Annotated in this window: 13 protein-coding genes, 1 pseudogene and 1 riboswitch; of the genes and pseudogenes, 3 read left to right on the forward strand and 11 right to left on the reverse strand. The window is 46.4% G+C overall.

What is annotated here, in order from left to right; translation table 11 throughout:
• Positions 1–158 precede the first annotated feature (158 nt).
• The 10 genes from PMI05_RS28875 to queC form a co-directional block, all read right to left on the reverse strand.
• The gene (locus PMI05_RS28875) at positions 159–629 is read right to left on the reverse strand and encodes a GNAT family N-acetyltransferase (RefSeq protein WP_007729694.1); all 471 of its coding nucleotides are present in this window, start codon (positions 627–629) and stop codon (positions 159–161) included.
• Positions 630–654: 25 nt separating this feature from the next.
• The gene (locus tag PMI05_RS28880) at positions 655–834 is read right to left on the reverse strand and encodes a hypothetical protein (RefSeq protein WP_039961628.1); all 180 of its coding nucleotides are present in this window, start codon (positions 832–834) and stop codon (positions 655–657) included.
• A 178-nt stretch (positions 835–1012) separates the two neighbouring features.
• Positions 1013–1369, reverse strand: coding sequence for a group 1 truncated hemoglobin (locus tag PMI05_RS28885; protein WP_007729698.1), 357 nt, complete (start codon positions 1367–1369; stop codon positions 1013–1015).
• Positions 1370–1507: 138 nt separating this feature from the next.
• Positions 1508–2185 (reverse strand): hypothetical protein, encoded by a 678-nt coding sequence (locus tag PMI05_RS28890; RefSeq protein ID WP_007729700.1) that lies wholly within the window; start codon positions 2183–2185, stop codon positions 1508–1510.
• A 262-nt stretch (positions 2186–2447) separates the two neighbouring features.
• Positions 2448–2813: an HsmA family protein gene (locus tag PMI05_RS28895; protein ID WP_007729710.1), complete on the reverse strand. Its 366-nt coding sequence runs from the start codon at positions 2811–2813 to the stop codon at positions 2448–2450.
• 131 nt (positions 2814–2944) lie between these two features.
• Positions 2945–3148 (reverse strand): hypothetical protein, encoded by a 204-nt coding sequence (locus tag PMI05_RS28900; RefSeq protein WP_007729712.1) that lies wholly within the window; start codon positions 3146–3148, stop codon positions 2945–2947.
• Between the two features lie 141 nt (positions 3149–3289).
• Positions 3290–3787, reverse strand: a complete 498-nt coding sequence (queF, locus tag PMI05_RS28905; protein ID WP_007729714.1) for a preQ(1) synthase — start codon at positions 3785–3787, stop codon at positions 3290–3292.
• A 42-nt stretch (positions 3788–3829) separates the two neighbouring features.
• Entirely contained in the window at positions 3830–4549 is a 720-nt protein-coding gene (queE, locus tag PMI05_RS28910) for a 7-carboxy-7-deazaguanine synthase QueE (RefSeq protein ID WP_039961614.1), read from the reverse strand.
• A complete protein-coding gene (queD, locus tag PMI05_RS28915; RefSeq protein WP_007729718.1) occupies positions 4546–5034 on the reverse strand; it encodes a 6-carboxytetrahydropterin synthase QueD in 489 nt (162 codons plus the stop codon). Before queD ends, queE begins: the two co-directional genes overlap by 4 nt.
• Entirely contained in the window at positions 5034–5702 is a 669-nt protein-coding gene (gene queC, locus PMI05_RS28920; protein WP_007729720.1) for a 7-cyano-7-deazaguanine synthase QueC, read from the reverse strand. The genes queD and queC overlap by 1 nt, the downstream gene beginning before the upstream one ends.
• A gap of 281 nt (positions 5703–5983) precedes the next feature.
• Positions 5984–6027: riboswitch (PreQ1 riboswitch) on the reverse strand.
• Between the two features lie 173 nt (positions 6028–6200).
• On the opposite strand from queC, the gene PMI05_RS28925 reads away from it, so the two are divergent.
• The gene (locus tag PMI05_RS28925) at positions 6201–7208 is read left to right on the forward strand and encodes an asparaginase (protein WP_007729722.1); all 1008 of its coding nucleotides are present in this window, start codon (positions 6201–6203) and stop codon (positions 7206–7208) included.
• A gap of 18 nt (positions 7209–7226) precedes the next feature.
• Positions 7227–7907: a copper homeostasis protein CutC gene (locus PMI05_RS28930; protein ID WP_007729724.1), complete on the forward strand. Its 681-nt coding sequence runs from the start codon at positions 7227–7229 to the stop codon at positions 7905–7907.
• A 20-nt stretch (positions 7908–7927) separates the two neighbouring features.
• Here the strand turns inward: PMI05_RS28930 and PMI05_RS28935 are convergent, their stop codons facing one another.
• On the reverse strand, positions 7928–9040 hold the full coding sequence (locus PMI05_RS28935; protein WP_007729725.1) for an endospore germination permease: 1113 nt from the start codon (positions 9038–9040) through the stop codon (positions 7928–7930).
• Positions 9041–9177: 137 nt separating this feature from the next.
• On the opposite strand from PMI05_RS28935, the pseudogene PMI05_RS28940 reads away from it, so the two are divergent.
• Positions 9178–9361: pseudogene (locus PMI05_RS28940) on the forward strand (serine hydrolase); the annotation flags it as partial.

A 9361-nucleotide genomic window follows, 5' to 3' on the forward strand; every position in this document is an offset into this window, starting at 1 on the left:
TGGTTACGTAAATGAAAAGATGACAGCATAATTGCCAGCTTGATCGATGTCCTCAGTCGTTATCGCTATGCAAAGTAACGCCAAAACCAAGTGCTTTAAGCATGTGAACGACCTACTTTTTTGGATATTTTAAACTGTAAATATGGGTTGCCATAAGATTAGATCTTTTTAACAAAAGTAACCCGGTCGTTTCCTTTTCCATCATAATTAGAAGTCACATCGATTCCATCCACCATTTGATCTCCTTTTTCAACCGCAAAACCTAGCTTTGTGTGGAAGGAGATTGAGCCTTTATTAACAGGAGAGGTAATGCATCGAATCGTATCGCATCCTTTTTGTTTTACAGTTTGAAAGAAATGTTGGTATAATTCGCGTCCCCATCCATCTTTTCGTTTGTCGGGATGCACCCCAACGAAGTGAATGTAAGCTTCGCCAGGGAACGTTTGGGACAAGAAGCCGATGAGGAAAGCGATGACTTCTCCATTCTCTTCAACAATAAAGCTCGTTGACTGGAAATGGATAAAAAACAGCTTGGGTAACATATCAGACATTTGTCGCCCGCCCCACCAATCGTTGAGGACCGTAATAACTTTGAGGTAGTCTTGTTCTTGTACATTTCGAATTTGCATCATGCGTGCCTCCTTATCAACATGCTCACTGTGACAAGTCTTTCTGCTCGGGCAGTTTTTCCCAGACTACAATGATTAGCGTTGCGATAGGGCCGAGGAATAAAGAGAGAAAAAACCAGTTAAGACCGCTACGATTTTTTCCTTGAGCTAGTCCAGCGTTGATGAGGGCCAATGTACCCCAACCAACAAAATATTGATCTTCCATTTTCGAAACTTCCTCCATTGTTCAAATATTGCTCCTATTATATAGAGTTGCTAAGAGTTTTACAAAATGTGTAAGAAAAAAGTGAAAATGGCCACTCGAAAACGAGGGCCACTGAGAGGAACTGGTCCGGGAACGGAAGGGGTCCCTGAACCATTGCATCAGGCGTTTTGATGCTCGGTTATTTATGCAAAATATCATCCCGTAGTGATCCTACTTTGCTCAGAGCACCGGCAATATCTTCTTCGCTGACACCAAAGTGAGTCAAGGCATCACGCAGATGCCTAACGATAGCATCAAAATGAATGGGTTGCAGATTCATCCCTTCGTGAGCCTTTGCCATAGACTGGCCAGAATATTGATTCGGGCCACCGAGGGCATAGCTGATGAACTTTGTTTGATGTTTACGCTGTTTTTCCATATCGGTGTTTTTGAAAAAGTGGTTCACGGTGTCATCAGCTAAAACTAATTCATAAAAGTAGTCCACTACTTTTGCGACCGTATCTTCGCCACCATATTTCTCGTAAAACGTACTCATCATTGGCCTCCTTAGGACGTTTGTTTCCCTTATATATTCCACCATTGATGGAAACTTATTAAAGAAAAGCCCGCAAGCTGATGCCGATTGCTTTCGACGTCAGCCTGCGGACTAGATGCATGCCATGTGCGCTTTGTTTTAGCCAATTTTCCTGATCACTTTCGAATTTCCACCTGAACTGAGAATGATCCATCCTTCAGGAACAGGCGAGGCTTGCAATACCTCAATCTGTGTTCCGTTAGGAGCACCATTGACATTTCTGATCACATTCGATCCTCCATAGGTTCGAACCATGACCCATCCTTTTGGGATAGGCGAAGCGAGCATCACTTCTACCTCCGTACCATAAGAAGCACCGTTCATATTCCTGATGACATTCGATCCTCCAAAGGCACGAACCATGACCCATCCGATTGGAATAGGCGAGGCGAGCATCACCTCTACCTCCGTGCCATAAGAAGCACCGTTCATATTCTTGATTACATTCGATCCTCTAAAGGCACGAACCATGACCCATCCGGTTGGGATAGGCGAAGCTAGCAGCACCTCTACCTCCGTGCCATAAGAAGCACCGTTCACATTCCTGATCAGGTTCTGCGTTCCTAAAGTTCTAACGATAACCCATCCGGCTGGAATAGGTGAGGTAAGCGACACCCAGATTTCTTCACCATACATGGCGTTTCTGATATTTTTATTGGAAGCGTAGGTGGTTGCCTTTTCCTGTGTAGGGAGTGCTGCCCCTTGGACTTGTGTGGCTAGAGAGGGTACTACGACGACTGAACTTAATGACAGGATAATAAGTGTTTTTTTAAACATGAGCATCAACCTTTCTGAAATGGTGAATGTTGTTTAGAAGACGATCATCGAGTCGTAGTCAAAAGTTGTATATTGCTAAAAATACTAATTTATTACATTTTATACGATTATCGTTCTGATTACTTTAGGAGATATTGTCGAATAGTAGGCAAAGTTGACGATATGTTGAACAGCCGCGAAAAAAGAAAAAGACCCTCTCATCGGTTGAGAGGGTTGAGGTAAGGTTAGATTGTTCGCGATCGGAGCGTAATTGAGAGTATTCCTATTTCATAAAGCTTAAAGCGACGCCAATGGAATAAGGTACAAGCCATAAAATCCATACGATCAAGCTAAATTTATGGAACTGCTTGATCTGATTTTCATTCTTTTTCCACAGAACGGCACACGCCCACACTGTATGGAAGAACATCAAGATCAGAGCAATCAACCCAGTAATGCCATGCAAATTTAAGCTGGAGCTCTCAGCGAGCAATTTCATAAACGTAGTTCCGATAGTATCGAATGCCAAGCCGAGACCAAAAAAGATAAGGTGTTTCCTCTTTAGCTCTCCTGAACGTTTTTCGCTCCATACCCCAATCGTATAGGCAATGAGAGCAAGATTTATAAAAATCACGGCTGCTGCTAACACGTAAAATCATCTCCTGTTCATTTCTTTTGACTACGTTTGCAAGTGTAATCGTTGAACATGAACATAAGATGAACGACAGTGTAAATGGAGGTACCGATGCCCCTCAAATGAGGAGCACCAGTACTGCAAAGCTAGTTGTCTAGGTGCGAAGGACCATCTGCATGAAACAAGTGTCTCAAGATCGCTTGACTCACTTCGGTCACTGGTTCAAAAACAAAAGCAACTAGATGTTCATGTGGCTCCAGATAGTAATTCCTGTAGCCGAGCTGAATCAACTCCAGATTGAGTCGCGCTGCATCTTCGAAACTTGCATAGAAATACAGATGCTTGGTCATGGTAATCACCTCCTTCCGCACTAAAACGTAGCAGAAGGAGTAGAATCACACCAACGATCACGACCTTGATTTCCAATTGGAAAAGGAAAAAACCCTTATAAAAAGATAAGGGTTTCTCCTTTCATTTATCACCTATTCGCTCTACCGATTGTCCACTTTTTCCGGATACATATCATGATTCATCATCCGATGGCTAGCCATCTCCTCGTACTTTGTCCCCGGTTTCCCGTAGTTGCAATATGGATCGATTGAGATGCCACCGCGCGGAGTGAACTTGCCCCATACCTCGATGTAGCGCGGGTCCATCAGCTTGATCAAGTCGTTCATGATGACATTGACGCAATCCTCGTGGAAATCGCCGTGATTGCGGAAGCTGAACAAGTACAGCTTGAGAGATTTGCTCTCTACCATTTTGATGTCAGGAATGTAGCTGATATAGATCGTCGCAAAGTCTGGCTGGCCGGTAATCGGGCACAGGCTGGTGAATTCCGGGCAGTTGAACTTTACGAAATAATCGCGGTACGGATGCTTGTTGTCAAAAGACTCCAATACGCTCGGGTCATAGGAGTAGTTGTATGTTGTGCCTTGATTCCCCAAAAGAGTGAGGGAGGATAAATCGCGTTCTTGTTGATGTGCCATATGAGTACAGTCCTCTTTTCTTCCATGAGAGTAAAATATCGTTTAAACGCCTCGTTTATTGCCCCAGACAAGCGCATGTAGTTGGGGAAGAACCTTCGCGTCATTCATGTCAGGTGTCGCCATCGCCTGATCGATCAGCCATTCAAAGCTTTCCAAAAGCTTATCCCGAAGCCGAGGCGTATCAGCGTCCGTCAGATCACTGTTTCCTGGCTGCAAGTAGAAAGGTACCTCTGGAAAACGCTGATGAATGGTTCGTGCATAGGCAAAGTCGGCGTCGTCGAAAACAACCACTTTCAGGCTAAGTCCTGGATGTTTTTGTTCCAAAAGCTCGTGTACAATTCGATCAAGCGCTTGAAAATCTGTTTCCATCCCGGAACTAGGCGGCTTCGGTGAAATCGTAATGTCGTCAATCAGTGGAAGCCACGCTTGCCACTTGCTGCCTTGTGTTTCGACTGCTGTGCGAATGCCATGCTCCTTCAGCAGGGAGATTAAGTCGCCGATGCCAGCCAAAAGCGCAGGATTTCCGCCGGAGATCGTGACATGAGAAAAACGGTCCCCGCCTAAGCGAGTGAGCTCCTCCCAGACCGCCTCGGGTGACATTTGCCGGATTTCATCGCGGGCAGATCCATCCCATGTAAAAGCGGAGTCACACCAGTTGCAACGATAGTCACAGCCAGCTGTTCGCACAAACATCGTTTTTTGTCCGATAACCATTCCTTCGCCCTGAATCGTAGGGCCGAATATTTCCAAGACCGGGATCATTCCGTCATCCACTCCCGTCTTGCCTCGGCATAGCTGGTCGGTGTCTCGAACAGGCGAACGAACTCCACCCGAGCGCCGTTGTAGCGGTCACGGTATGCATCTGACTGCAATTGCTTTTCCATCTCTTCGAAAATCCACACGACCATGTTTTCGGCAGTGGTATTCATCGGAGGGAGCATTTCATTCAGATAGCGATGATCCAAATAAATTTCGATGTGCTCTTTCCAGATTTGCTTGATGTCACCGAAATCGATGACGAGTCCGATCTCGTCCGGAAAGCCGCTGATGCCGAAGACGACCGTGTACGTATGGCCGTGCAGGTTTTTGCACTTTCCTTCATAGGCGTGCAGATGATGTGCAGCGTCAAAAGTAAATTCCTTGCTAACCAAAACGCGTTTGTTATGGTAGCGAAGCTGTGATTTTTGAATATGGGTACCCAGAGCCTGCATGCGATCGACGATACGAAAATCAAAGTTCGCGCTCATCAGGCTTTTTCTCCAGGTTGATTTTTCTCGGAAAGATAAGTGTCCAGTCCGGCTTTTCGCAGGTGGCAGGCAGGGCATTCGCCGCAGCCGTCCCCTTTGACGCCGTTATAGCAGGTGAGGGTATTTTCGCGAATATAGGTGAAGGCACCCAGATCGTCCGCCAGCTTCCACGTTTGTGCTTTGTTCAGCCACATGAGCGGCGTGTGAATCACAAACGGATAGTCCATCGACAAATTCAATGTCACATTGAGTGATTTGATAAAGGCGTCACGGCAATCGGGATAACCGCTAAAATCCGTTTCGCATACGCCGGTAACCAAGTGACATGCTCCTCGTTGCTTGGCGAATACGCCCGCAAAAGAAAGGAACAACAAGTTGCGTCCGTCGACGAACGTGGATGGCAATTGGCCTTCTTCCTGGGTAATGTCAATATCTGTGCGGGTGAGTGCATTGGGCGCGAGCTGGTTTAACAAGCTCATGTCCAATACGGAGTTTTTAACGCCGAGTTCTGCGGCAATTTGCTGGGCGCACTCGATCTCCAGCTTGTGTCGCTGCCCGTAATCAAACGTGAGGGTTTCTACTTCGCCGAATTGCTCTTTCGCCCAAAACAGGCAGGTAGTGCTGTCCTGACCTCCGCTAAAGACAACGACGGCTTTTTCCTTTTTCATTGCTCTCCATCTCCTTGTAGAGGTGGTTCAAAAAGTCGTCTCGTCTTTTGATCACGAAGTCGTTCTGAAAGCTGATTCGACATCGAAACTGGCGTTCACCTTCGAAGTCCGGTGCTCATGTAGGTTCCCTACACTCCGCTCCTCCTTTTTCAGGTTCTCACTACTTTCTCGGTGCTGAAAAGCCGACTTTTTGAACACACACTTTGATTGAGTTAGAAGAAAGAGAGTTCTTGAACTTTCCATCAAAAAAACAAAAACAATACCAAAGAAAGGTACTGTTATCCAGCTTAGTTTTTTATAGAGGGAGTTCGCGAACCTCTCCCGTGCAGATGCACGGATTTCTTATTTGTGGAACCCAAATGGGCACCTTGAGACATTATACAACAATCAGCGCCGAAGTGGGGGGATAATCGCTTGGAAAAAGATTGACGGATGGAGGGTGCTCCTGCTAGTGTTTTTTTCATAATCGATCAACATGGAGTGGAGCGGGTGATTTTGATGAGAGATGTCCCTTTAGTGGAAGAATATCGCGGCGGCATTCTGGAGAACGTACATAACGGCATCGTGTGCGGCGTGAATGAAAAAGGAGAGGTGGCTTATCGGGCAGGCGATGAGAACCATATCACCTTATTGCGCTCCGCAGCTAAGCCCTTTCAAGCCATTCCCATCGCCAAACGTAAAATTGATGAAAAATTCGGACTGAACAGCAGCGAAGCAGCACTCTTTGCGGCCTCACATCGTGGTGAAGTCTATCATATGGAAGGCTTGGAGTCGATTTTACAAAAGACTGGCATTCAGGAAGATGAATTACTTACTTGCCCGACTTATCCGCTCAATGAGGAGCCGAAGTTTGCTTGCTTGTCCCAAGGCATAGAAAAACGTAGGCTCTTTCATAACTGTGCGGGAAAGCATTTGGGGTACTTGGCGTTGTCGAAGGATCAAGGATATTCCACTCATGATTACTACAAGGCTGAGCATCCAGCGCAACAGGAGGCATTGGAGGTGTTTGCCAACCTGGCTGATTACCCAAAAGAGCAGGTTCGGCTAAGCGTCGACGGCTGTGGCTTCCCGGTTTTTGCGTTGCCGCTCAAGAACCTGGCGATCGCATATCTGAAGCTCGCTTGTCCGGATCTGATCGAGGATCACACGACGCGTGAGGCAGTAGAGAGAGTGACAGGCTGGATGACGAGCAGTCCCGAGATCATTGCCAGTCACAACTTCATCTGTACAGCGCTCTTACTGGATGAAAATATAATCGCCAAAGGCGGAGCGATGGGTGTATACGGCTTTGCTTTGAAAAAAGAGAGACTCAGCTTCTCGCTTAAGGTACTGAATGGCTCTGAATTAGTATGGCCGCTTATTATCGCATCGATTTTGGAGCAGATTCAGTATGATAATCAGGAAACCATCGACCGACTGCATGCGCTGGCGCCAAAAGCCATTAAAAACGACAATCAGTTGGTGGTAGGGGAGAAACGACCAGTTTTTGTCTTGAACAAATGCTAAAAACGGAGGCGAAGTATCATGCTAGTGGAAGTGATTGCGACTTCAGTTGAGGATGCAAAACGTGCGGAGCAGGGCGGAGCTGACAGGCTGGAGCTCATCTCGGGAATTTTGGAGGGAGGTATTACTCCGAGCTGGGGATTGATTGAGGCAGTGGTCAAGGCGGTTTCCATCCCGGTAAACGTCATGGTGCGACCGCATAGCCAATCGTTTTACTATACAGCAGAAGAACTTGCGGTCATGCGGCAGGATGTACGTATCATCCGTGAGCTTGGGGCAGCAGGTGTCGTATTTGGCATGCTGACTCCAGAAAATACGCTCGATCAGCAGGGATTGGAGCTGTTGCTTGGTAAGTCAGGTACTTTGAATGTGACGTTCCATCGTGCTTTTGATGATGCTGTGGATCAAATGGAAGCAGCGCGTATTCTCCTGAAATATCCCCAAGTCCGTACCATTCTTACTTCTGGGGGCAAAAAAACGGCCATCGAGGGAGCTGATTGCATCGAGCAGCTCGTCAAGCTGACAGAGAACACGCAGCTCACGATTTTGGCAGGAAGCGGATTGTCGCTGGCTAACGTGGGAGACCTCGTGAAACGTACGGGTGTCAAAGAGGTTCATTTTGGATCGGCAGTACGAGAAGAAGGACAGGCTCTTCTATACGTTGATGCAGAGCGAGTGGCAGCGATCAAACAACTACTGTAATTATAAAACAAGCCGACACCTTACTTTTGTAGGGTAGCCGGCTTGTTGTTCATTCGCTTCCGTATCCAGTAACCGACGATGAGAATCAGTGGATACAGGAACCCATTTGTTAAATCAAAAAATGGCCAGTACGTATACGTTTCGTATAAAAAAGCTCCGTTTGGAACGATGATAATCGCGATGGCGACAAATAAGATGCAAATGGGCAAGGTGAGCGACTGATGCTCCTTTAAATGGAGAAGCTGCTTTATACCCACGCAGAAACCATACATATACAGTACGACTTTGAAATAAATGGAGACAAACCACATGAGAGCCATCATCGCTTCCTGTCTTTGAAAGAACTCTCCTACATGGATTCGTTTGGCAAGGGAGTAGCTCGGAAAGGTCTCACGAGAAACCAATTCCGGGCCGAGCACCAAAAGCGATAAGAAGATGACGGCAAGTAGACAAGCTCCACCGTATATCGCTCCTCGCAAAAAAGCAGACGTGAGCTTTTGTTTTGCATCTAGAAGTGGAGTAATCATGAGAAAAATAACCAGCTCCGAAAATGGAAAAGCGGTCACGGAAAATACTCCTCTTATAACGGGCTTTATGCCATTTTCCAAGAAGGGGAAAAGGTTCTCGAATTGGAACTGAGGGCTTAACAAAAGAAAAAACATAACGAACGTAAGGACAAACCAGAGGAAAAAAATTTCGCTGGTCCGTGCAAAAGCTTCAAGTCCTAATCGAACAGCGTATATTGCGCAGGCAACGAGTAAAAACATGACAGCATCAATGGGGGTTTGTTTCATAATGTGCGTGGTCATGAATTCTCCGATCGTTCGTATATAGACAGCGCCGTTGATTAATATAGCTCCCAAAAAGAAGAGAGAAAAGAACGTGCCGAGCCAACGTCCAAATATGAGCTCGTTCTTTTCAATCAGCGTTTGTTCGGGGTAGATGCGAGCGACTACACAAAACAAGTATACGATGGCTAGCCCCAGTATCATGCCGATCAATCCTGATAGCCATCCATCGTGACCCGCTTCAGTCGCAGGTATGGAAGGTAAGATCAGGATGGAATCTCCTATGGTGATGAATGTTACGAGGATGATAAATTGACGGCTGCCAATCTTATCGGAGTTCTGCATGATGCCTCACCTTGTCCGTAGGTTTATCTTACGTATTATTTCCAAGTTCAGGATGGATAAACGAACCGTAAGCAGGTACCGTCTCTTGTCTGAAACGTTTTCGGAATAGTATGATAAAAAGAAAGCGGCAAGAAACTATGAGCCAACAGGAGAAGGGAAGAAAAGCTGTGGAGCTGGAAAAAAGGTTGTCGGCCATTATCGGACAAGCAGAGGGGACTTGGGGCGTCGTTGTGGAGGAACAGGGCTTAGCTAAAGGAACCCGTTTTGAACATGTACCGGACGAGCTGTTTATTGCGGAGAGTGTGATCAAAGTGCCGATCA

It is taken from the genome of Brevibacillus sp. BC25 (assembly GCF_000282075.1).
Lineage (GTDB): Bacteria > Bacillota > Bacilli > Brevibacillales > Brevibacillaceae > Brevibacillus.